The organism is Micromonospora sp. NPDC005707, assembly GCF_040631005.1.
Lineage (GTDB): Bacteria > Actinomycetota > Actinomycetes > Mycobacteriales > Micromonosporaceae > Micromonospora.
This window is the reverse complement of record NZ_JBEXYR010000006.1, coordinates 458,381-479,619: the sequence shown is the minus strand read 5'-3', so window position 1 is coordinate 479,619 and position 21,239 is coordinate 458,381. Positions and strand designations below refer to the sequence as shown.

Annotated in this window: 22 protein-coding genes; 14 read left to right on the top strand and 8 right to left on the bottom strand. The window is 75.9% G+C overall.

Annotation, left to right across the window (positions count from 1 at the left end; all coding sequences use genetic code 11):
• The first annotated feature begins 59 nt into the window (after positions 1-59).
• Both ABZ452_RS15070 and ABZ452_RS15065 read left to right on the top strand, forming a co-directional pair.
• Positions 60-914, top strand: coding sequence for an alpha/beta fold hydrolase (locus ABZ452_RS15070; RefSeq protein ID WP_357942796.1), 855 nt, complete (start codon positions 60-62; stop codon positions 912-914).
• Positions 915-1,021: 107 nt separating this feature from the next.
• A complete protein-coding gene (locus ABZ452_RS15065) occupies positions 1,022-1,651 on the top strand; it encodes a hypothetical protein (RefSeq protein WP_357942794.1) in 630 nt (209 codons plus the stop codon).
• 51 nt (positions 1,652-1,702) lie between these two features.
• Here ABZ452_RS15065 and ABZ452_RS15060 read toward each other — a convergent pair whose 3' ends face one another.
• Positions 1,703-1,909 (bottom strand): GTPase activator, encoded by a 207-nt coding sequence (locus tag ABZ452_RS15060; protein WP_357942792.1) that lies wholly within the window; start codon positions 1,907-1,909, stop codon positions 1,703-1,705.
• Positions 1,910-1,992: 83 nt separating this feature from the next.
• Positions 1,993-2,883 (bottom strand): DUF72 domain-containing protein, encoded by an 891-nt coding sequence (locus ABZ452_RS15055; RefSeq protein ID WP_357942790.1) that lies wholly within the window; start codon positions 2,881-2,883, stop codon positions 1,993-1,995.
• A gap of 118 nt (positions 2,884-3,001) precedes the next feature.
• Here ABZ452_RS15055 and ABZ452_RS15050 point away from each other — a divergent pair, with 118 nt between their 5' ends.
• The 3 genes from ABZ452_RS15050 (at position 3,002) to ABZ452_RS15040 (ending at position 5,211) form a co-directional block, all read left to right on the top strand.
• Positions 3,002-3,508 (top strand): DinB family protein, encoded by a 507-nt coding sequence (locus ABZ452_RS15050; RefSeq protein WP_357942788.1) that lies wholly within the window; start codon positions 3,002-3,004, stop codon positions 3,506-3,508.
• A gap of 109 nt (positions 3,509-3,617) precedes the next feature.
• Positions 3,618-4,430, top strand: a complete 813-nt coding sequence (locus ABZ452_RS15045) for a hypothetical protein (protein ID WP_357942786.1) — start codon at positions 3,618-3,620, stop codon at positions 4,428-4,430.
• Between the two features lie 88 nt (positions 4,431-4,518).
• A complete protein-coding gene (locus tag ABZ452_RS15040) occupies positions 4,519-5,211 on the top strand; it encodes a Pr6Pr family membrane protein (RefSeq protein WP_357942784.1) in 693 nt (230 codons plus the stop codon).
• Between the two features lie 24 nt (positions 5,212-5,235).
• Here the strand turns inward: ABZ452_RS15040 and ABZ452_RS15035 are convergent, their stop codons facing one another.
• Together ABZ452_RS15035 and ABZ452_RS15030 are read right to left on the bottom strand one after the other, a co-directional pair.
• A complete protein-coding gene (locus tag ABZ452_RS15035) occupies positions 5,236-7,320 on the bottom strand; it encodes a glycogen debranching N-terminal domain-containing protein (protein WP_357942782.1) in 2,085 nt (694 codons plus the stop codon).
• A complete protein-coding gene (locus tag ABZ452_RS15030; protein WP_357942780.1) occupies positions 7,317-7,694 on the bottom strand; it encodes an SCP2 sterol-binding domain-containing protein in 378 nt (125 codons plus the stop codon). Before ABZ452_RS15030 ends, ABZ452_RS15035 begins: the two co-directional genes overlap by 4 nt.
• Positions 7,695-7,845: 151 nt before the next feature.
• Between ABZ452_RS15030 and ABZ452_RS15025 the strand changes: the two genes are divergently transcribed.
• Positions 7,846-8,205, top strand: a complete 360-nt coding sequence (locus tag ABZ452_RS15025; protein ID WP_357942778.1) for a glycoside hydrolase family 88 protein — start codon at positions 7,846-7,848, stop codon at positions 8,203-8,205.
• Here the strand turns inward: ABZ452_RS15025 and ABZ452_RS15020 are convergent.
• The gene (locus ABZ452_RS15020; protein ID WP_357942776.1) at positions 8,189-8,698 is read right to left on the bottom strand and encodes a DinB family protein; all 510 of its coding nucleotides are present in this window, start codon (positions 8,696-8,698) and stop codon (positions 8,189-8,191) included. The two genes, ABZ452_RS15025 and ABZ452_RS15020, sit on opposite strands and share 17 nt — an antisense overlap.
• A gap of 86 nt (positions 8,699-8,784) precedes the next feature.
• Between ABZ452_RS15020 and ABZ452_RS15015 the strand changes: the two genes are divergently transcribed.
• Positions 8,785-9,300 carry a 2'-5' RNA ligase family protein gene (locus tag ABZ452_RS15015; RefSeq protein WP_357942774.1) on the top strand — a complete coding sequence of 172 codons (516 nt, stop codon included), beginning with the start codon at positions 8,785-8,787 and terminating at the stop codon, positions 9,298-9,300.
• A 20-nt stretch (positions 9,301-9,320) separates the two neighbouring features.
• Here the strand turns inward: ABZ452_RS15015 and ABZ452_RS15010 are convergent, their stop codons facing one another.
• The gene (locus tag ABZ452_RS15010) at positions 9,321-9,779 is read right to left on the bottom strand and encodes a GNAT family N-acetyltransferase (protein WP_357942772.1); all 459 of its coding nucleotides are present in this window, start codon (positions 9,777-9,779) and stop codon (positions 9,321-9,323) included.
• Positions 9,780-9,943: 164 nt separating this feature from the next.
• Here ABZ452_RS15010 and ABZ452_RS15005 point away from each other — a divergent pair, with 164 nt between their 5' ends.
• From ABZ452_RS15005 to ABZ452_RS14990, 4 genes are all read left to right on the top strand, one after another.
• A complete protein-coding gene (locus ABZ452_RS15005; RefSeq protein ID WP_357942770.1) occupies positions 9,944-11,047 on the top strand; it encodes a hypothetical protein in 1,104 nt (367 codons plus the stop codon).
• 105 nt (positions 11,048-11,152) lie between these two features.
• Entirely contained in the window at positions 11,153-11,980 is an 828-nt protein-coding gene (locus ABZ452_RS15000; protein WP_357942768.1) for an MEDS domain-containing protein, read from the top strand.
• The gene (locus tag ABZ452_RS14995; RefSeq protein WP_357942766.1) at positions 11,977-12,939 is read left to right on the top strand and encodes a sensor histidine kinase; all 963 of its coding nucleotides are present in this window, start codon (positions 11,977-11,979) and stop codon (positions 12,937-12,939) included. The genes ABZ452_RS15000 and ABZ452_RS14995 overlap by 4 nt, the downstream gene beginning before the upstream one ends.
• A 134-nt stretch (positions 12,940-13,073) precedes the next feature.
• The gene (locus ABZ452_RS14990) at positions 13,074-14,606 is read left to right on the top strand and encodes a hypothetical protein (protein WP_357942764.1); all 1,533 of its coding nucleotides are present in this window, start codon (positions 13,074-13,076) and stop codon (positions 14,604-14,606) included.
• A gap of 17 nt (positions 14,607-14,623) precedes the next feature.
• Here ABZ452_RS14990 and ABZ452_RS14985 read toward each other — a convergent pair whose 3' ends face one another.
• Positions 14,624-17,872, bottom strand: coding sequence for a BTAD domain-containing putative transcriptional regulator (locus ABZ452_RS14985; protein ID WP_357942762.1), 3,249 nt, complete (start codon positions 17,870-17,872; stop codon positions 14,624-14,626).
• Between the two features lie 130 nt (positions 17,873-18,002).
• Between ABZ452_RS14985 and ABZ452_RS14980 the strand changes: the two genes are divergently transcribed.
• The 3 genes from ABZ452_RS14980 (at position 18,003) to pip (ending at position 20,332) form a co-directional block, all read left to right on the top strand.
• Positions 18,003-18,872 carry an alpha/beta hydrolase gene (locus ABZ452_RS14980; protein ID WP_357942760.1) on the top strand — a complete coding sequence of 290 codons (870 nt, stop codon included), beginning with the start codon at positions 18,003-18,005 and terminating at the stop codon, positions 18,870-18,872.
• Positions 18,873-18,957: 85 nt separating this feature from the next.
• Positions 18,958-19,332, top strand: a complete 375-nt coding sequence (locus ABZ452_RS14975; protein WP_357942758.1) for a hypothetical protein — start codon at positions 18,958-18,960, stop codon at positions 19,330-19,332.
• A gap of 43 nt (positions 19,333-19,375) precedes the next feature.
• Positions 19,376-20,332, top strand: a complete 957-nt coding sequence (pip, locus tag ABZ452_RS14970; RefSeq protein ID WP_357942756.1) for a prolyl aminopeptidase — start codon at positions 19,376-19,378, stop codon at positions 20,330-20,332.
• On the opposite strand, the gene ABZ452_RS14965 is transcribed toward pip, so the two are convergent.
• Positions 20,325-21,098, bottom strand: a complete 774-nt coding sequence (locus tag ABZ452_RS14965; RefSeq protein ID WP_357942754.1) for a hypothetical protein — start codon at positions 21,096-21,098, stop codon at positions 20,325-20,327. The two genes, pip and ABZ452_RS14965, sit on opposite strands and share 8 nt — an antisense overlap.
• Positions 21,099-21,239: the final 141 nt, after the last annotated feature.

Here is a 21,239-nt window from a genome sequence, read left to right as displayed (position 1 = left end):
CGCAGGCGGCGGCCGACCCCTTCCTACCCGCCGGTAGCCTCCGGCCGTAGGCTGAGCCGGTGAGCGGGGAGTACACGCAGGAGTTCGTGGACGTCGACGGGGCGCGGATCGGCGTCCAGGTCTACCCGGAGCCGGACGGACCGCCCGGCGCGCCCGTCGTGGTGATCTGGCCCGCCATGGGCGTCCGCGCCCGCTACTACCGGCCGTTCGCCACCGCGCTGCGCGACGCCGGCCTGGCCGTCGTCGTGGCCGACCTGCGCGGCACCGGCGAGAGCACGCCGGCCCCGGCCCGCACCTGCCGGTACGGCTACGCCGAGCTGGCCACCGACGTCGGCGCGGTGCTCGACGCGCTCAAGCCCCGGCTGGACGGCCGGACCCGGCTGCTGCTCGGACACTCGCTCGGCGGGCAGGTCGCGGTGCTGCACCAGGCGCTGCACGACGCCGACCGGGTCGACGGGCTGGCCCTCGTGGCGGTGGGCATCCCGTGGTGGCGCGGGTACCCGGGGCTGCGCGGCTGGGGTGTGCTGCCGTACACCCAGGGCATCGCGGCGGTCGCCCGGCTGCTCGGCGTCTGGCCCGGCTGGGGGTTCGGCGGCCGGCAGGCCCGCGGGGTGATCCGGGACTGGGCGCACACCGCGCGGACCGGGCGCTTCCCGGTGCTCGACGGGGTCGACGCCGAGGCGGCCGTCCGGCGCGTCCGCACCCCGGTGCTCGCGGTCAGCGTCGACGACGACCAGTACACGCCGCACGAGACGATGGACCACCTCTGCGGCAAGCTCGCCGCCGCCCCGGTGACGCGGCACCGCTACACGGCCGCCGAGGCGGGCGGCCCGCTGGACCACTTCACCTGGGTACGCGCCGCGGCCCCACTGGCCGCCCGGGTCGCCGCGTTCGCCACGTCTTTGCCCCGCTGACCCACGACGCCGCCGGCCGGTCGGATGCCCCGTGGCCGGAAGACGGGTGCGTAGCCGCGCGAAAGGTGGGTAAGCCGCACCGCCCGAACACGGCGGAGGGGGATCAGATGTCCGAACGGCACACCGCGTTGCGCTCGATGCACGACCTGGGCCTGGCGGCCTGGTTCGGCGGCTCACTGATGGGCGCGCTGGGCGTCAACGGCGCGGCGGCAAAGATCGACGACTCGACCAAGCGGCTGCCGGTCGCCTCGGCCGGCTGGGCCCGGTGGACCCCGGTGAACGCGGCGGCCATCGGGGCGCACCTGGCCGGCGCGGTCGGCGAACTCGTCACGGAGAGCCCACGCGTTGCCGCCCAGTCCGGCGTGGGGAGGATGAGCACGGTGAAGACCGCGCTGACCATCGGCGCCCTGGCAGTGACCGGTTACAGCCGGCTGCTCGGCATGCGGCTGCAGAAGGCGGGCGGGCCACCCGTCGAGGGGGCCACCGAGCCGAACTACCAGACGCCGGCGAACGTCGCCAGCTCGCAGCGGCAGATGAAGCTGCTCCAGTGGGCCATCCCGGCGATGACCGGCGCCCTCGTGGTGGTGTCGGCGTACATGGGTGAGCAGCAGAAGCCCGGACAGGTGTTCCGCGGCCTGATCAACCGGGCCGGCGGCCTGGCGATGGCGCCGAAGAGCATCGGCAAGGTCGCCGGGATGGCCGCGACCAAACGACCGATGGCCATGGCCGGCAGGTGATCCACAGGTGACCGACGCCCGGGGCGACCGCCCCGGGCGTCGACCCACGGGTCAGGAACCGGTGCCGTCCTCCTCACCCGGCCGGCCCAGGGCCGACGGCTCGTTCTCCGGCACGGGCGGTTCGGCCACGGGGTGCCCGGTGTCGTCCACCAGGCCCGGGGCCATGCTGCCGCCGTGCGCCTCCTCGGCCTCCCGGGTCGCCCGGGGATCCCGGCCGTCCCTGGTCAGGCCGCCGGGCTCGTCCCGTCGCTCGTCCACGCGTCCCCCTCGCTGTCGGTCCTCGGCACCGCTCGCTGTCGGTCCCCGGCACCGCCGGTACCCGGGGGTTACCGGCGGAAACCTCAAGCGGGGGTGGTGGCGGGCGTGACGCCGAGCAGCCCGGCCAGCCGGGCGGCGTCCCGCTGGGCCTGGTCGCCGCAGCAGTTGTTCAGCAGCACGTGCAGCTCGGCGCACTGGTCGGCGAGTTCGCGCAGCAGCACGGACCAGTGCCGCAGCTCCTCCTCCCCGTAGGCGTAGCGGAACTTCTCCTGCTTGTCGCCGCTCTCCCAGGCGCTGCTGTGCCCGTGGAACCGGGCCACGGCCAGGTCGGCGGTGGCGACGAGGATCGGCGGCACCGAGGAGGTGTGTCCCTGGGGCATGTCCACGCAGACGTAGCCGAGCCCGTGCTCCCGCAGGAAGGTCACGGTGTCGACCACGGCGTCCTCGGTGAACCAGGAGGAGTGCCGCAGCTCGACGGTCACCGGCCAGGGCCGGCACCGCCGTGCCACGGACAGGATCCGCCGCCGGGCCGCGTCGCCGCGGGCCAGCCAGGGCGGGAACTGCAGCAGCACGGCGCCGAGCCGCTCGGCCGCCGCGAGCGGCGCCAGCGCCGCGTGGAACCGGTCCCACAGCGCGTCGTACGCCCCGGCGGACAGGTCGCGCCAGCGGATCCGGCTCGGACCGCCGGCCGGCCGCAGGTCCCGGGGCAGCGCGTCGACCGGGGTGTGGTGGCCGGTGAAGAGGCGGAACGCCTTGACGTCGAAGGTGAAGCCCGGCGGGGTGGCGGCCGCCCAGCCCGCGGTGGTCTCCGGCGCCGGGATCGCGTAGTAGGAGGTGTCCACCTCGACCAGACCGAACCGCTCCGCGTACCAGCCGAGCCGGCCGGCCGGGGTGTTGACCGCACGCGGATACCAGCCCGAACGGACCAGCATCTGGTCGGCCCAGGAGGAGGTGCCCACCTTGATGACACCCATGTAATTCAGTGCACCGCGATCCGGACGAAACGGCAACCCGGGACGTCCGGTGTGGAGCCGGGAGAGTGTCGGTGGTGGGTCGTACGGTGACCCGGTCCTCAAGCGAAAGGCGGGCGGCATGAGCGTCTCCGACCAGGTCCTCACCGGCGAGCGGGCTGATCTGCTCGCCGCCCTCCAGCTACGCCGCGGGTTCCTCCGGCAGACCGTGGCGGGGCTCGACGACGAGCAGGCCGCGCGGCGCAGCACGGCCAGCGAGCTCTGCCTCGGCGGCCTGCTCAAGCACGTGACCCTCACCGAGCACCGGTGGATGCGGTTCGCCGTGGGCGGCGCCGAGGCGATGCAGAGCGAGCCGGTCGACTGGGCCGGCCAGTTCCGGATGCTCCCGGGCGAGACGCTGGCCGGGCTGCTCGCCGAGTTCGACCGGGTGGCCGCCGAGACGGACGCCCTGGTCACCACGCTCGACCTCGACGCCGCGCACCCGCTGCCGAGCGCACCCTGGTTCGAGCCGGGTGCGACCTGGACGGTCCGCCGGGTGCTGCTGCACCTCATCGCCGAGACCGGGCAGCACGCGGGGCACGCCGACATCCTCCGGGAGTCGATCGACGGGGCGAAGACCATGGGTTGACCGACGCGCGGTGACCGACATCACCCGCCCGAACCGGGCCGGCGGCGGGTTCCGGTGTGACGCCACGACCGGTGGCGGCGCTGAGGGACACGAGATGAACGGACACCGCATGGACCAGGAAACCGTCGAGCGCCTGCTCGTCGGTCCCGTCGCCGAGGCACCGGACGGTCCGCAGGTGCTCGTGCGGTTCCTCGCCGCCGTCCGCGCCGCTCCCCGCCCGCACGAGCTCAGCGGCGAGGGGGCGGCCCTCCAGGCGTTCCGCGTGGCGCAAGCCGGCGGCACGCCCCCGGTGCCGGTGTCCCGCCCCCCACGACGGTTCCACGTCGGACGGCTCGGCGCCAGGCTCGCCCTGGCCGCCGTGCTCGCCACCGCCGGCGGCGGGGTGGCCCTGGCCGCCGCCACCGGCAACCTGACGGGTCCGCTGCCCGGCGGCGGGGGCGCCAGCCGCACGCCCTCCCCCGGCGCCGGCCACGACGGGCGGGCCACGCCGACCGCCGGCCCGAGCCACCAGGCCACCCCGACCACCCCGGGCGCCGCGCCGACCGGGAGCCCGGGCACCCCGTCCGGGCTGGCCGGGCTCTGCACCGCCTACCGGGCGAAGAAGAACGCGGACCGGGGTCATGCCCTGGAGGCCCCGCCCTTCGCCGCCCTGATCGCGGCGGCCGGCGGTCGGGACAGGGTGGCCGGCTACTGCGACGCGCTGCTGGACGGGAAGGGCAAGCCGACCGGATCCGGCACCAATCCGGCTACGCCGCAGCCGAGCGAAGATCCGACGCAGGGCACCAGCACCGGGCCCACCGCCCGCGTCACCGGCCCACCGGAGGCCACGCCCAGCGGCCCGACGGCCGGTCTCGCGACGACCACCCACCCCGGCAACCGGCCGGAGCAGAAGCCCAAGTCGGTCCGCCCCTCCCGGCTCTGACCGGGCGCGCGCCGGGTCGGGCGGACCGCACCGCCCGCGCCGGGCTCGGTCCGGTGAACGGCGTCGGACCGGCTGGTAGCGTGCCCCGGTGACTCCGCGGCGTCGCCGACTGGCGATCCCCTTCCGCCTGGCCGTCGTGCTCGGCGTGGTGGCCGGCATCGTGCTCACCGCGCTCGGCCCGGCCACGGTGACCGGCCTGCTGCCGTACTTCACCATCCAGAGCAACGTGGCGGTCGGCGTCTTCGCCGGGTACGCCGCCTGGCGGGCCTGGCAGGGCCGCCCGGAGCCGCCGAGCGCGCTCAAGGGCGCCGTGACCCTCTACATCACCATCACCGGCACCGTCTATCACCTGGTGCTCGCCAACCCGGCCAGCCCGTTCGCGATGATCCAGCCGCACCGTGGGCCGGGCGAGTGGTGGGGCAACCAGTTCCTGCACACCGTGGTGCCGCTGCTGGCGATCGCCGACTGGGCGCTGTTCGACCGGCGCGGCCGCCTGCGCCCGCGGTACGCCGCGTGGTGGCTGGCGTTCCCGCTCGCGTACCTCGGTTTCGTCCTGGTGCGGGGGCTGCTCGTGCACCGCTACCCGTACCCGTTCCTCGACGTCGGGCAGCTCGGCTACGGGGGCGTCGGGTTCAGCGCGCTCTTCTTCGCTGTCGCGTTCTGGCTGCTCGGGCTGGTCTTCGTCGGCCTGGACCGGGGGTTGGCCGGGCGGGTCCGCGCGGTGCCGGCGGAGCCGGCGCCGGCCGCCGCGCCCGAGGAGAGTACGGCCGGGCCGCGCTGAGCGGCGGCGCCGCCCGGCCGCCGGTCACCCGGGGCCACGCCGCTCACCGGCGGCGCCGCCGACCCGGACCCGCGGGCCGGTGGTGCGGTCGCGGCCGTAGGCGTCGGCCCGCCCCCAGCGGCCCGGCACGTCCAGCAGCTCGATGCGCCCGTAGCCGTCGGGGACGTACGGGTTCACCAGGAGGTTCTCCCCGCACGGCCGTAGCCCGAGCATGGTGCCGAGCAGCATCAGCAGGCCGCCGGAGGCCCACGACTGGGGCCGGCCGGCCACCGGCAGCTGGACCGGGTACTTGGTGAGGCCGCGCGGGTAGCCGGCGATCACCTCCGGCACCGAGCCGCCGAGCGTCTCCACCGCGGCGAAGATGCCGGCGGCGACCTGGGCCGCCTCGGCGTCGTACCCGTAGCGGCGCAGGCCCGCCGCGACGAGCGCGTTGTCCGACGGCCAGACCGCGCCGAGGTGCGCGCCGACCGGGTTGTACGGCCGCTGCCCGGTGGCGTAGGTGCGCACCCCCCAGCCGGAGAAGAGTTCGGGGCCGCACAGGTGGGCGGCCAGCGCGTCGGCCCGCTCCGGTTCCACGATGCCGCTCCACAGCAGGTGCCCGAGGTGGGAGGTGAGCGCGTCCACCGGCTCCCCGTCCGGGGTCAGGGCGAACGCGTAGTAGCCCCGGTGCGGCAGCCAGAAGTCCCGGTGGAACCGCTCGCGCAGCCGCGCGGCCTCGGCCTCCAGCCGGTCGGCGTATCCGGGGTCGCCCCAGAACTCCCGGGCCAGCCGGGCGCCCCGGATCTTCGCGTCGTAGGCGTACCCCTGCAGCTCGCAGGTCGCCCGGGGGTACGGCGGCTCGACGGCGTGCCGGTCGACGACGGCCTCCGGCGAGTTGCGCCAGGTCTGGTTGACCACCCCGTTGACCGTGTTGCGTGGCTGGTAACGCAGGTAGCCGTCACCGCACAGGTCGCCGTACTCGTCGAGCCAGTCCAGCGCCATCCGGGTCGGGTGCCGCAGTTGCCGGACCAGGGCGGCGTCGCCGGACCAGCGCTCGTACTCGTCGAGCAGGATCACGAACAGCGGCGTGGTGTCGGCCGCGCCGTAGTACGCCCCGGTCGGCTGCTCGTCGAAGGCGGCCGACTCGCCGTACCGCAGCTCGGACAGGATCTTCCCGGGCTCCTCGTCGTGGTAGTCGTCGAGCTGCCCGCCCTGGAGCAGGGCGAGCAGCCGCAGCGTCGCCGGGGTGAGCTCCGGTGTGAACGGCAGGGTCTCCAGACAGGTGACGAGGGCGTCCCGGCCGTACAGCGCCATCGCCCAGGGCAGCCCACCCACCGGCACCCGATCGGTGTACGACAGTGGCTCGTACCGCAGCGAGGCCAGGTCGGTCAGCGCCTGCCGGTAGGCCGTGGTCAGCGCCTCCCGTTCGGCGACGAGCTGCGGCGCGTGGTCGAACCAGCGGGCCAGGTCCTCGCGCATGTCCTGGCGGATGTGCCGGCGGTGGGCCTGAAGGCTGGACCGCAGGTCCCGCCCCCCGGCGCCGTGCACGATCATGCTGACGTGCAGGTCGGTGTGCCAGGCGCCGTTCGGGGCGACCCGGATCCGGAAGGTCATGCCCTGCTGGTCGATCTCCACGGGCGCGGTGCTGGACACGATGGTCTCCCGGCCGAACCGGTCCCGCTCGTAGCAGATCCGCAGCTGCCGGCGCTCCGCGTCGGCGACGACGGCCGGCCGGCGCGGCCCGGGCCGGAGGATCTCGGAGGTGTCGGCGAAGTCGCTGCCGATGTCCATCCGCACGGTGAACTCGGCGGGCTCGGCCGAGTGGTTGAGCACGGTGAGCCGCTCGTTGAAGCTGTCGTTGAGGGACCGGTGCCGGAGCACCGAGACGTCGGCGTCCACGTAGTGGCTGGCGGCGCCGGGTACCAGCACGAACCGGGTCTCGAAGTAGGCCAGCTCGTCCCGGGACAGGGCGTTCAGCCGCTCCCCGTCGAGGGTGAGCACCCAGCGGGACAGGAAGCGGGTGTCGAGCGAGAACAGGCCGATCGGGGCGTACGGTTCGACCTCCATGTCACCGTGTGCGTCGCTGAGCGCGAAGGCGTTACCGGCGAGGACCCCCACCAGCTCCTTCATCGCGTCCCCACCCCGGCGCAACCCACCTCGCGGGGATGCCGGGCGCCGGGCGGGCCCGGGAAGAGCCGGCGCAGCGACGGCAGCAGCCGCAGATCGCCCTGCACGGTGAAGTCGTTGCGCAGCAGCGCCGCGCTCGCGTGCAGCCGGCCGGCGGCCATCCGGTCGAACACCTCGCGGTCGGCACGCACCACGAGGTCCGCATCGTCCGCGAGGCGCGCCACCCGGACCTCCTGGTGGTCGATCGTCAGATACCAGTGGTCGGTCCGCGCGCCGTCACGCATGTCCAGCCGGAGCGTGCCAACGGTGGTCTCCGGCAGGTCGGGGTGGTGGCCGGGGACCCGTCGGGCCAGGTACTCCGCCGCCGAGTCGCTCATGGGTCCCTCCCCGTGTCGTCGTGCACGGCCGGTCGCCGCGCGGCTCCGCCGCCCGCCGGGTTCCCGCGGGTCGGGTGAGCCCAACTCACCCCGTCGGGGTGAGCCGGGCTGGTGCGCCGGGCCGGAGGTCGGATATTCCGGAGGAATGGGGATGACCGGGGACGCCACGACCGAGGGGGACCAGCGCTATGCCACCGCCCTGGACGCGCAGCTCGACTGGCTGGTCACCCGGGCGCCCCGGGCCGCCGACGGCACCCTGTTCCACCTGCTCGGCAGCCGCCAGGTGTGGGCGGACACGGTCTACATGGTGGTGCCGCTGCTCGCGCTGGCCGGCCGGACGGACCTGGCCGCCGCGCAGGTCGACGGGTACCGCCGCCGGCTGTTCGACCCGCGCACCGACCTCTACGCGGCCCGCTGGGACGAGGACCGGGGCGAGCTGGACCGGCCGCGACCCTTGCTCGGGCACGCCGCGCTGCGCCGCGCCCGGGCGGCGGTCAGCCCCGCTGGATGAGCCCGCGCACGTACGCGGCCTGGCCGACGTGCTGGAGGTCGTCGTCCAGCACGCTCAGAAGCCGCACCCCGAGGGTGACGGGCGGGTCCCAGTTCTCGTCGACCACCCGGTCCAGGTCGGCCGGGCGCAGCCCGGCCAGGTACGCCAGGGTCCGGTCCACCACCGCCCGGTGGTAGTCCAGCAGCACCCCGCCGTCCTCCGGCCGCACCCGGGCGACCTGCTCGGGGCCGTACCCGTATCCGGTGTCGTCCGGGTCGGCGGTCAGCCCGAAGCGCCCCGCCCACTCGCCGCCGACCCAGAGCTGCTCCTCCCCCATCACCTCGCTCACCTGGTGGTCCTGGATCCGGGTGAGGTGCCAGACCAGCCAGCTCACCGGGTTCGACCCGGCGGCCGGGGCCTGCCGCAGCTGTTCCGGGCTCAGCCCGTCGAGCGCCCCCGCCACCAGGTCGGGCAGGCGGCCGTACGCCTCGGTCAGCAGGTCGTTCACGTCCACGGGTCCCACACTCCTCCGCCGTCGGTACCACCGGGGGCTGTACCGCCCAGGCCGGGCGGCAAACCCACCCCCTTAGGGTTGATCGCGTGGTTGCGGCGCTGGAGCTGTATCTCGACATCGACGCCACCCGGCGGATCCGGGTGCTCTGGGACGCGTTGGAGGCCGAGGGCGTGCAGAGCATGAGGTCGCTGCTGGAGCAGCGGCACCGGCCGCACGTCTCGCTGGCCGTCGCGCCGCGTCTCGACCCGCACCGGGTCGCGGAGGCGCTCGACGGGATGGTGGTGGCCGCTCCGCTGCGGCTGGAGTTCCAGCACGCCGGGCAGTTCGTCGGGCGGGTGCTCTGGCTCGGGCCGGCCCCCACGCCGGAGCTGCTGGCCCACCACGGTGCGGTGCACGAGCGGCTGGCCCGCGCCGGCATCGGCCTGGTGGAGCACTACCAGCCGGGCCGTTGGGTGCCCCACTGCACGCTGTCCATGCGGGTGCCGAACACGCTGATGGCCGCGGCGGTGCGCCGCTGCCTGGAGGTGCTGCCGGTGACCGCCACGGTGGTCGGCGCCGCCGTCACCGACCACGCCCGGGGCATCTCCCACCCGCTCGCCTGACTCCCGCACCGCGCAGCGGGTCAGCGCGGGCCGAAGTCGACCAGGAAGGTCGGATAGTCGGGCTGCGGGCAGGGGTCGCCGTGGTGGCCGAGCCGCTCGTAGAAGGGCGCCGCCCGCTCCCGGTGCGCCTGCCACTCCAGGTGGCGGGCCCGCCCGGCCGCCCACTCCGACACCGCCGCCAGCAGCCCGCGGCCCACGCCGCTCCGGCGCCGGTCCGGGCGTACGTGCAGGTCGTGCAGGCGGACCGTGCGGTGCGCGTCCCCGGTGCGCAGGTGCGGCCCGTGGTCCTGGGCGGCGGCGTACCCGATCAGCCCGTCGTCGTCGACGGCGCCGAGCAGCGCCCACCGCGGGTCGGCGAGCAGCAGCAGGAACCGCTCCCGGTGGACCTCGGCGGGCTCGTCGCCGACACCCATGTCGCGCAGCATCGGCCACAGCCGCGGCCAGTCCGGTCCGGTCAGCTCCCGCACGGTGCTCTTCACGCCGTCCAGGATGCCGCCGGGACCGGGTTTTGCGCCATCTGCCGCCGCCGATGGCGATGCCGCCGGACCGACGCAAGCTGGTAAAAGAGCAGGTCAAGGCCGTCCTGGCCACCCGAGGACGTGCGGCCGGAGCGCTCCCGAGCACGCCTTCAAGGAGGCATCCCATGGCCGCACCCGTCATCCGTTCCGTCACCGCCGATCCGACCGTCCTGCTGCCCGGTCAGTCCACCACCGTCCGCGTGGACGCCTACCATCCCGACTCGCGGCTGCTGACCCTCTCCGGCCGGGTCAGCGACCCCACCGGCGCCGCCTGGGACAGCCCCGTCCGGGTGGATCTCAGCGTGCCGCTGACCATCCAGCTCGGCAGCACCTCGCCCGGCGTCACCGTCACGCCGAACCCCACCGACCCGACCCGCTTCACGGTGACCGTGCTGGCCGGCCGGGGCACGGTCACCCTGACCGCCACGGCCCGGGACGCCATGGGTCGCACCGGCACGGCCGCCACCACCCTGACCGTGCCGCTGCTGGTCGGGATGAGCGCGGAGAAGGGAGCGCGCACCCAGCGGGCGGTGGCCGAGTATCCCGGCATCCGCTACATGCGCGACTTCGGCACGGACGGCGGGGACACGGACGCCCTGCCGGAGCTGCCCCCGCTGAACGCCGGCAAGTTCGTCGACGCGCCGTCGGCCGTCATGCACGTCTCGTGGAAGGACGACGTCGAGCAGTTGACCGGCTGGCTGGACGGGCTGAGCCGGCCGATCTACCTGACCTGGTACCACGAGCCGATGGGCGACGTGGCGCCGGCGACGTACCGGACCACCGCCACCCGGGTGGCGCAGATCGTCGCCGCACACCGGAACCGGCGCTGGGTCCTCGGGCACGGACCGATCGTCACCCGCTACTGGCTGGACGAGGGGCGTGGCAGCCCGACCGACTGGGGCTACCCCGGCATGACCCACTACGGCGTGGACTGCTACTCGCGGGACACCGCGACGTACTGGCCGGTGGCGCGGATGTTCGGGGTGGCGTTCGGCAAGGTGCGCGCCGCGTACCCGGGGATCCGGCTGCTGGTGCCCGAGTACGGGCTGAGCCGGACCACGGCCGACACCACCGGCGCGGGCCGCGCGCAGGCGATCCGGGACCACGTGACCTGGCTGCGGCAGCAGAACGACGTGGACGCGGTCGCCTACTGGAACAACTGGGCCGAGTTCGAGCTGGGCGACCCCCCGCTGGAGTCGACGGCCTGGCGGAACCTCCAGCTCGTCTGACGCCGCCGCCCGGCCCGGTGGGTCCCCGCCGGGCCGCGGTGCGGCGGCGGCCGAGAGGTGCCCAAGGGGCGGGTGGACCTAGACTGGCCGCGTGGGGGAGGCCGAGTGACCAGCGGGAGCGTGTCGTCGACGACGTACGGTCACGCCTGCCTGGCCTACGACGACCCGGCGGCCCTGGACGCCCGGGCGGTCGCCCACCTGGCCGCGGGCCTCGCGGCCGGCGAGCAGGTCTGGCTGGTCGCCCCCGGGAACACCGGCGCCCTGGCCCGCCGGCTGGACCGCCTCCCCGGTCTCGACGCCGCGCTGCGCCGGCGCGCGCTCCGGCTGCTCCCGGTGGAGGACGCCTACCGCCACGACGAGATCGTGGACCCGGAGAAGCAGGTCCGGGCGTACGCGAAGGCCACCACCGACGCGCTGGCCGCCGGCTACACCGGCCTGCGGGTGTTCGCCGAGGCCACCACGCTGGTCCGCACCGCCGCCCAGCGGGAGGCCTTCACCCGCTACGAGCACCTCATCGACCGCTGGATGCGATACCACCCGATGTCGGCCGTCTGCGCCTACGACCGGCGCGAGCTGAGCGAGGCGGCGATCGCCGAGCTGGCCTGCATGCACCCCGAGACCAACACCGACGTGCTGTTCCGGCTGCACGCCGGGGGCGGTGAGGCGGTCGTCGAGCTCGCCGGCGAACTGGACCCGTCCAACCACCGGCTCTTCGCCGCCGCGCTGGACCGGGCCGACCCGCGACCGGTGGGCGGCCGGCTCGTGCTCGACGCCACCGACCTGCGTTTCGTCGACCACCGCAGCCTGCTGCACCTGGGCGGGCACGCCCGCCGGCACAACGCCGTCGCCGTGCTGCGCACCTCGCGCACCGCCGCGGCCCGGCTGGTCGAGCTGCTCGACCTGGCCGAGGTGCGGGTGGAGGTGGTCCGGTGAGGACGGGCGCCGCCGCCGGTCACGTCGGCTACTACCACGAGGCGATCCTCTACGACTCCGACGAGCACCTGCTGGCCGTGGTGCTGCCGTTCCTGCTCGGCGGGGTCGAGGCCGGGGAGCCGACAGTGGTCGGCTTCGGCGGCCACAACGCGGATCTGGTCCGCCGGGCCCTGCCCGCCGGCGCCGCGGTCACCTTCCTGCCCGGCGGCGACCTCTACGCCCGCCCCACCGCCGCGATCCGCGCCTACCGCAAGCTGCTGGGCTCGTACGTGGCCGACGGCGCCCGGCAGATCCGGATCGTCGGCGAGCTGCCGCCGGCCGTGCTCGGCGCCACCTGGGACTGGTGGGCCCGCTACGAGTCGGCCATCAACCACGCCTACGACGACTTCCCGCTGTGGAGCATGTGCGCGTACGACACCCGGAGCACCGCGCCCGGGGTGCTCGCGGACGTGACGCGGACCCACCCCCGGGTGGCGTTGCCGGACGGCAGCCACGTGCCGACCGACGTCTACACCGAACCGGCGAGTTACCTGGCCGAGCACCGCCTCATGCGGCCCGACCCGGTGCAGGGGACGGCGCCGACGGTGGAGCTGGTCGACCCGACCGCGGCCGAGGCACGGGACGCCGTACGCGCCGCGCACCGGGGGCAGCTCCCGGCCGACCACCTCGACGACCTGGTCGTGTCGGTCAGCGAGGTGGTGAGCAACGCGCTGCGGCACGGCGTGCCGCCGGTGCGGATGCGGCTGTGGAGCGCGCCGGACCGGATGGTGGTGACCGTGCACGACCGGGGTCCCGGCCCCAGCGACCCCTACGCGGGCCTGCTGCCCGCGGGCAACGGCGCCGCCGGTGGCCTGGGCCTGTGGATCAGCCACCAGTCGTGCAATCATGTGGCGCTGCACCGGGACGCCGACGGCTTCACCGTCCGGCTGACCGCCGGAAATCCGTACTTCCCGGTCTGAGTCGGCCCGCGTTCGCGGTCGTGGGCGGGGCGGGGCGGAACCCGCGCGCCGACGGCGGTACCGTTGCGCCTCATCACGCCCTGCGGGGCGGTCATCCGCCGGCCTGGCGCTGGCGAACCGACGGAGGATGGCGCATGTCCAACGGCGAGGAACCGTTCGCACACCACGACGACGTGTCCGCGCGACCGAGTTTCGACCAGGCGCTGCGCGGCTACGACAAGCGCCAGGTGGACCGGTACGTCGAGCAGATGGACGGCGAGCTGACCGCCGTGACGGCCGACCGGGACCGCGCGTACGCGCAGCTGCGGGAGCTGACCGCACAGGCGCAGCGCGCGCAGACCGAGGTCGCCGAGCTGCGCCAGCGCCCCACGCAGGTGGACCGGGCGTCCTTCCGCGACCTCGGGCCGATGGTCGACCAGATCCTCGACCTGGCCGAGAAGCAGGCCGGTCAGATCACCGAGACGGCCACGAAGCGCGCGGCCGACCTCCAGGCGCAGGCGGAGAAGGTGCTGGCCAGCGCGCGGGACGAGGCGGAGCGGGACCGGCGCGAGCTGGCCGAGGAGCTGTCCACCCGCCGGGCCGAGCAGGAGCGGGCGGACGAGGAGCGGCACGCCGCCGCGCAGGCCGAGCTGACCGCCATCCGGGAGCTGACGGAGAAGCTGCGCGTCGAGGGGCAGGCGGCCCACGACCGCGCCCAGCAGGAGGCGAAGCGGGTAGCCGAGCAGAGCGCCCAGCAGGTCGAGCAGGCCCGCTCCGCGTCGGAGGCGCTGGTGAAGGCGGCGCGCACGCAGATCCAGCAGGAGGTGCAGGCCAACCGGAGCAAGGCACAGCAGGAACTGGCCCAGTGGCAGGCCACCATGACCCGGGAGCTGGACGAGCAGCGGGCCGCGGCCGAGCAGGAGCTGGCCGACCGGGCCAGCGCCGCCGAGCGGGACATCGCCGCCCTGGTCGCCGAGGCCCAGCAGTACGCCACCGAGGTCCGCGAGCAGGCCGACGAGGAGAACGCGACGCACCAGGAGCAGCTCGCCACGGTGCAGCAGGAGATCCAGCAGCGGCAGGAGGCGCTCACCCAGCTCCAGGCCGAGCTGGAGACCGTCGCCCAGCAACTGGAGCACACCCGCCAGGAGATCGCGACGGTCGAGCAGGAGGGCGCCGCGCTGGAGGAGCAGCTGGTCGGCGTACGCCGGGACCTGGTCACGGAGACCAAGCGGCTGGAGGACGCGCGCCGGGCGGCGGACCTGGCCGAGCAGCACGCGAAGGAGACCCGGGCCCGGGTGCAGCGGGAGGCCAAGCGGGTCGCCGACCTGGCCGCCGCGGCGGTGATGGCGGCCGCCGCGGGCGGTGTGGAGACGGCCGAGTACCCGATGGTGGCGCCGCGTCCGGCCGCGACGCCCGCGGAGGCCACTCCGGTGGTGGTGCCCGCTCCGGCCCTGGTGGCCGTCCCCGTCGCGCCGGCGGCTCCCGCCGTACCGGCCGACCCGGAGCCCGGCGAGCCGGCCGACGGCGACCGGCCCACGGCCGAGCCGTTCCTGGAGCGGGCCTCCCTGGACCGGCCGAGCTTCGACGCGTTCGCGGTGCGCACCCCGGCGCAGCGGCCCGCCCCCGGGGCGGAGGTCACCGGGGAGCCGGCGGCCGGTCCGGAGGGCGGCGTCCCCGCCAACGCCTGACCCGTCCCCGCCGTCGGTCAGCCGAGGGCGGCGGCGAGGTCGGCGAGATGGCGGGCCACCGGACCCACGGTGAGCACCCCGCTGCCGGCGCCGGCCAGCTCGTCGACGGCGGGGCGCAGGGCGGCGTGCAGCCGGGCCATGGTGGGGCGGTCGTCGAGGGCGAGGGCGGCCCGGGCGGCCACGCAGAGCCGGGCCTCGCGCAGCAGGTCGTGCGGCGAGGGCGGCAGGGCGTGCAGCGCGGCCGCGGCCTCGTCCCGACGCCCGGCGGCGAGCAGGGCCAGCGGCCGGACCCACGGCGCGTACGGGCCGGCGTGGTCGGCGTCGGCCAGCGCCGGTCCGGGGTCGTCGCCGGTGGACAGCCGCAGGCAGAGCAGGGCGAACGGCAGCAGCCCGGCGGCCATGCCGGGCATCTGCCCGGCGTCGAGCCGGACGGCCGCCGCCCGGTACGCGGTCTCGGCCTCGGCGCCGCGTCCGGCGACGGCCAGCCGGAGGGCGGCGTACCAGGCGGTGAAGACGCCGACGAGGGGCAGCTCGTAGCGCGCGGCGAGGCGGTCGGCGGCGGCCGCGTGGGTGTCGGCGGCGGCCAGGTCGGCGCGGGCGCAGTGCGCCTGGAGTGCGACGAGGTGCCCCAGCACCTCGAAGGTGACCAGCCCGTGCCGGGCGGCCAGGTCGACCAGTTCGGCGCCGATGCGGGCGCGTTCCGGTGCCCGGCCGGCCCGGTCGAAGGCGTGCATGAAGCGGGCGTTGAGCGCGAAGGCCAGCAGGGCCGGGTCGTCGAGGCGGCGGGCGATCTCCTCCGCCTCGGCGGCCGCCCGCCGGCCCCGGTCGCCGATGTCGCCGCGCAGCTCCAGGGCGAGGGTGCAGAGCAGCCGGCCACGCCGGGCCGCCTGGTCGGCGGGGAGCGCGGCGAGGGCGGCCCCGGCCGCGGCGACGATCCGCCGGGACAGCTCCTCGTCGTCGTTGCGGGTCCAGACGGCCGGCACGTCGAACGCGGCCAGCACGTCCGCGGTGAGCCCGGGGTCGGCGAGGCGTTCGACGGTGGCGACCGCCTCGGCCCGCAGCCGGCGGGTCCGGTCGAGGTGGCCGGTGACGGCGAGGGTGCGGCCCCAGCCGATGACCGCCGCCAGTCGCCCGCGTACGTCGTTCCCGCCGGCCCGGTCGTGGGCGGCCACGGCCTGCTCCCAGAGCCGGGCCGCCTCGTGCGGGTGGCAGCGCCGCTCGGCCCGAACCGCTCCGGCCGTGGCGTACCGGGCGGCCCGGGTCGCGGCGTCCGGGCCGGGGGCCTGTCCGAAGTGGTGGGCCAGGGCGGTGACGTCGTCGGGCCGGAGCCGTTCGAGCACCGCCCCGACGGCGGCGTGCCAGCGGGCCCGGCGCGGCGCCGACAGGTCGGTGTAGAGGGTGTCGCGGACGAGGATGTGGGCGAACCGGGTGCCGTCGGCGGTGAGGAACCCGGCCTGCGCCGCCCGGTCCACGGCGTCCAGCGTGGCGTCCTCGCCGGCCAGCGCGGCCAGCACGTCCGGGTCGAGGTCGCGGCCGAGCACGGCGGCCTGCGCCAGCACCGTCCGGGTCGGCTCGGGCAGTTGGGCGAGGCGGTGCCGGATGACGTCCCGCACGCCGGCCGGGACGCGTTCCACCGCGGCGGCGCCCTCGGCGGCGAGCAGCCGGGCCAGTTCCCGGACGAAGAACGGGTTGCCGCCGCTGCGCCGGTGCAGCGCCCGCACGGTGTCCGGGTCCGCCGCGCCGGCCACGGCCCGGACCAGGTCGCCCGTCTCCGTCTCGGCGAGCCCGCCCAGGTAGACGCGGACCGGTTCGGTGGGCGCGAGCCGGGCCAGCGCTCCGGTCAGCGCCGGGGTGATTCCGGTGGCCCGGTACGTGCCGATCGCCAGGACCGGCCCGGTCACCGGCTCCGGGCCGGTGAACAGCGCGGTCAGCAGGTCGAGGGTGTCCTCGTCGGCCCGGTGCAGGTCGTCGAGGACGAGCAGCACGGGCCCGTGCCGCGCCGCCGCGCCGACCCGGGCGCCCGCGATCCGGTGCAGCCGGTAGCGGGCCACGGCCGGCTCCGCGGCGCCCGGCGCGTCCGCCGTGGTGTCGCCGGACACGCCGCCGGGGACCGGGGTGCCGGACAGGCCGTCGGTGGCCCGCGGCGCCGGCCCGGTCGCCGGCGCCCCGGCCGGCTCGGGCAGGGCGGCGGCGAGCTGCGTCCACGGCCAGGCGGCCGGTGCGCCCTCGTACTCCGGGACCCGCCCGACGGCGCAGGTCCAGCCGGCGGTGGCGAGCCGGTCGGCCAGCGCCTCGACGAACGCGGTCTTGCCCGCGCCGGCGTCACCGGAGACCAGGGCGAGGGCCGGCCGGCCGCGCCGGGACACCTGTTCGGCCAGCCCCGTCAGGGTCGCCAGCTCGGCCGCGCGTCCCACGAACGGGCGCCCCTCCTCCCCCGCTGTCCCGGCCGGTGGCGCGGCGGGGACGGCGACCGCCGCCGGGTCGAGGTGCGGGGCCTGGGCGAGGATGTCCGACTCCAGGCGGCGCAGCCGGGGGCCGGGGTCCACCCCCAGCTCCCGGACCAGCACGGCCCGGGCCTCCCGCAGCGCGGCGAGCGCGTCGCCCTGCCGGCCGGCCCGGTAGAGGGCGGTGGCGAGCAGCCGCCAGGTCTCCTCCCGCAGCGGCTGCGCGGCGGCCTGGGCGCGCAGGTCGCCGGCGGCCTCGGCGGCGCGGCCCAGGGCCAGCAGGGCCTCGCCGCGCCGCTCGACGGCGAGCATCCGCAGCTCGTCCAACCGGTCGATCTCCGCCCGTGCCCACGGCTCGGCGGCGAACTCCGCGTAGGCGGGGCCGCGCCAGAGGGCGAGCGCGCCGTCCAGGGCGGCCAGCGCCGGGCCGGCCCGCCCGGCCGCGAGCAGTTCCCCCGCCGCACCGGCCGCCGCCTCGAACCGGCCCGCGTCGACCGCCTCGGGGGCGGCCGCCAGCGCGTACCCGGGCGGGGCGGTGACCAGGAGCCGGGCCGGCTGCCGCGGGGGCCGGTCGGGCTCCAGGGCCCGGCGCAGGTCGGCCACGAAGGTGCGGACCGCGCCGATCGCGCCCTCCGGCGGCTCCGCCCACAGGTCGCCGACGAGCCGGTCGACGGGCACCACGCGGCCCCGGGCGACCAGCAGGCGGGCCAGCACGGCGCGCTGCCGGGGGCCCTTCAGCGCCACCGGGCCCCGCTCGCCCGCGGCCACCAGCGGCCCGAGCACCCCGAAGGTCACTCCGGGTACGCGCTGCTGGCTGGTCACCCCGCCCACTCTAGGCAGCCCGGTGCGCGCGCACCGGCGGCCCGACCAGGGCACTCATCCGATGCTGATCGGCCACTGACGGGCGCCGGGCAGGCTCGACGAGACCCGATCAACCCGGAGAGGACACCTCATGATCAACGGATTCGAGTCGCGGCGCGTCACCGTCGCCGACGGCGTCGCCCTGCACGCCGCGGTGGGCGGCAGCGGCAGCCCGGTCGTGCTGCTGCACGGCTTCCCGCAGACCCACCTGATGTGGCGGCACGTCGCCGCGGACCTCGCGGCCGACCACACGGTCATCTGTCCCGACCTGCGGGGGTACGGCGACAGCGACAAGCCCGCCGACACCGACGGCACGGCGTACGCCAAGCGGACCATGGCGGCCGACGTGGTGGCGCTGGCGCGGGCGCTGGGGCACGACCGGTTCGCCCTGGCCGGGCACGACCGCGGCGCCCTGGTGGCGATCCGCGCCGGCCTGGACCACCCGGAGACGGTCACCCACCTGGCCTCGCTGGACGTGCTGCCCACCCTCGACACCTGGGAGGTGATGCACGGCGTCACCGCCGCGGTCGGTTTCCACCTCTATCTGATGGCCCAGCCGCCGGGGCTGCCCGAGCGGCTGATCGGCGCCGCTCCGGACGAGTTCTTCGGCCACTTCCTCGACCTCTGGGCCGGCGACCCGGACGCGATCCCCGCCGACGTGCGCGCCGCGTACCTGCGGGCCTGCCGGGCGGCGGTCCCCTCGATCGTGGCGGACTACCGCGCGTCGGCCGGCGTCGACCTCGCCCACGACGAGGCGGACCGGGCGGCGGGCCGGGTGCTGCGGATGCCGGTGACCGTGCTCCAGCAGGACTGGGGTGCCGCGCTCGGCTTCGACGCGGCGGCGCGCTGGCGGGCCTGGGCGCCGGACCTGCGGCACGTGCCGGTGTCGTACGGCCACTTCATGGCCGAGGAGGCTCCCGCCGAGGTGGTGAAGGAGCTGCGCGCGCTGCTGGCCCGCTGAGCCGGCCCTTGCCCCCGAACGTGGAAGATGCAAATATTCAGATCACTGTACGTGTGGGGGTTCTCACGTTCGGGGGTTGATCGACATGCGGAAGACTTCCTCGATGGCGGCGGCGGTCGCGCTGACGCTGGGCTGCACCGGTGTGGCGGTGGTGAGCGCGGCGGGCCCGGCGAGCGCGACGTGCAGCCACGGGCACTCCAACATCGACACCAAGTTGGGCTCGCTCTTCAACGCCACCAACGTCAACATCCGTACCGGCCCGCACACGACCTGCGGCTCGCTCGGCTACGGCCAGCTCAGCCACAGCGTCGACTTCCACTGCTACACCAACGGCGACCGGGTCAGCGCGAACGGGCACACCACCTACACCTGGACCTACCTGAGGGACAGCACGACCGGGGTGTCCGGCTGGGTCGCCGACGCCCTGCTCGACAACCTCGGCAGCAGCGTCGCCTGCTGACCGCCCCCGCACGGCCCGCACCGAGCGGGCAGGATGGTCCGGCATGACCGAGCCACGCCTGTACCCGCCCGTCGAGCCGTACGCCACCCACCGGATCGCCGTCGGCGACGGCCACGAACTCCACGTGGAGGAGGTGGGCCGGCCGGACGGCGTACCCGTGGTCTTCCTGCACGGCGGGCCGGGCGGCGGGCTGGTGCCGGCGGCGCGGCGGTTCTTCGACCCGCTGCGCTACCGCGCGGTGCTGTTCGACCAGCGCGGCGCGGGGCGCAGCACCCCGTTCGGTGAGCTGCGGGGCAACACCACCTGGCACCTCGTGGCCGACCTGGAGACGATCCGGGAACGGCTCGGGATCGACTCCTGGCTGGTGTTCGGCGGGTCGTGGGGGGTCACCCTCGGCCTGGCGTACGCCCAGACCCACCCGGAGCGCGTCACCGGGCTGGTCCTGCGCGGGGTGCTGCTGCTGCGGCGCAGCGAGCGGGACTGGTTCTACCAGGGCGGCCTGCGCCACCTCCAGCCCGACGAGTGGGAGCGGTTCGTCGCCCCGATCCCCGCCGCCGAGCGGGACGACGTGCTGGCGGCGTACCACCGGCGGCTGCACGGGCCGGACGAGGCGCGGGCCCGGGCCTGCGCGGTCGCCTGGGGGCGCTGGGAGGCGGTCAACTCCTCGCTGCGCCCCGACCCGGGGGTGCTCGCCCACTTCACCGCCGAGGAGCAGGCGCTGCCGATCGCGCGGATCCTCTCCCACTACGCCGTGCACGGCGGCTTCCTCACCGAGACGCAACTGCTCGACGGCGTGGACCGGATCCGCCACCTGCCCGCCGTGATCATCAACGGCCGCTACGACCTGTGCTGCCCGCCGGTGTCCGCGTACGACCTGGCCCGGCGCTGGCCGGAGGCCGACCTGCGGATCGTGCCCGACGCGGGCCACTCGGCCGCCGAGCCGGGCATCGCCCGGGAGCTGCTCCGCGCCACCGACCGGTTCGCCGACCTGCTCAGCTGACCGGCCCCGCGTCCGCCAGCAGCGCCCGGATCGGCTCGCCGACGGCCGGGTCGACCGGGAACCGGGCCGCCAGCCAGTCGAGCGTGGCCCGGGCGGCCGCCGCGTTGTGCCGGTAGCCGGGGACCATGGCGGCCAGCGGCAGCACCTCCGGCGGGTACGCCTGCTCGACCCGGCGGCTCGGGTCGAACGGGTCCCGCCGGTGCGCCGCCGACGGCTCGGCGAGCCGCAGCAGGGCGAGCACCCGGTCCACCGCGTACGACTGGATGAACCGCGCGGCGGTGAGCCGTTCCCCGCGCAGCTCGCGGTGCAGGCCGACGTAGAGGTTGGTGAGCGCCTCGTTGAGGTGGAACTCCACGGTGTCGTACGGCGTGGCGGGGCGCGGCGGCGCACCGCTGTCGGCCAGCCCGGCCGGGGCGTCGGGGCGCTGCCAGACCACCCGGGCGCCGGTGAACGGCAACCGGGCCAGCTCGGCAACGGTGAAGACGGCGTACTCCACGAAGATCCCGTCGGCGTAGCGCGCCTTGCGGCCGTTGCGCTCGTTGGCGAAGCTGTACGCCACCGGGCAGGGCGCCGCCAGCCAGTCGGTCGAGTCGACGTAGCGGCCCACCGCGCCGTCGGCGACGACGAGGAAGAAGTCCAGGTCGGAGTGGTCGTCGAGCCGGTCGTGGTCGGCGCCGGCCGAGCCGAGGCCGAGCAGGGCCACGGTGTCCGGCCGGGTGGCGAGATGGGCGGCAAGGTCGTCGAGCCGGCGCAGCATCGGGTGCATGCCGTCGCCCCTTTCGTGAAGAGTCGACGTTTCAGCCCGTGCGGCCCTGCGCCGCCGCCGGGGTCGCGACACCGATGCCCGCCATTCTGCGTCGGACCCCCGACAGCCCTCAAGTCCGCGCCTACCGATCCGCCAGCGGCG

Bases quoted from the DNA above. Each gene is read 5' to 3' on its own strand.
- pip (WP_357942756.1), top strand. From the start codon at position 19,376: ATGACCGAGCCACGCCTGTACCCGCCCGTCGAGCCGTACGCCACCCAC.
- ABZ452_RS15035 (WP_357942782.1), bottom strand. From the start codon at position 7,320: ATGAAGGAGCTGGTGGGGGTCCTCGCCGGTAACGCCTTCGCGCTCAGC.
- ABZ452_RS15055 (WP_357942790.1), bottom strand. From the start codon at position 2,883: ATGGGTGTCATCAAGGTGGGCACCTCCTCCTGGGCCGACCAGATGCTG.
- ABZ452_RS14990 (WP_357942764.1), top strand. From the start codon at position 13,074: ATGTCCAACGGCGAGGAACCGTTCGCACACCACGACGACGTGTCCGCG.
- ABZ452_RS14965 (WP_357942754.1), bottom strand. From the start codon at position 21,098: ATGCACCCGATGCTGCGCCGGCTCGACGACCTTGCCGCCCATCTCGCC.
- ABZ452_RS15025 (WP_357942778.1), top strand. From the start codon at position 7,846: ATGACCGGGGACGCCACGACCGAGGGGGACCAGCGCTATGCCACCGCC.
- ABZ452_RS15005 (WP_357942770.1), top strand. From the start codon at position 9,944: ATGGCCGCACCCGTCATCCGTTCCGTCACCGCCGATCCGACCGTCCTG.
- ABZ452_RS15050 (WP_357942788.1), top strand. From the start codon at position 3,002: ATGAGCGTCTCCGACCAGGTCCTCACCGGCGAGCGGGCTGATCTGCTC.
- ABZ452_RS14975 (WP_357942758.1), top strand. From the start codon at position 18,958: ATGCGGAAGACTTCCTCGATGGCGGCGGCGGTCGCGCTGACGCTGGGC.
- ABZ452_RS15030 (WP_357942780.1), bottom strand. From the start codon at position 7,694: ATGAGCGACTCGGCGGCGGAGTACCTGGCCCGACGGGTCCCCGGCCAC.
- ABZ452_RS15065 (WP_357942794.1), top strand. From the start codon at position 1,022: ATGTCCGAACGGCACACCGCGTTGCGCTCGATGCACGACCTGGGCCTG.
- ABZ452_RS15045 (WP_357942786.1), top strand. From the start codon at position 3,618: ATGGACCAGGAAACCGTCGAGCGCCTGCTCGTCGGTCCCGTCGCCGAG.
- ABZ452_RS14980 (WP_357942760.1), top strand. From the start codon at position 18,003: ATGATCAACGGATTCGAGTCGCGGCGCGTCACCGTCGCCGACGGCGTC.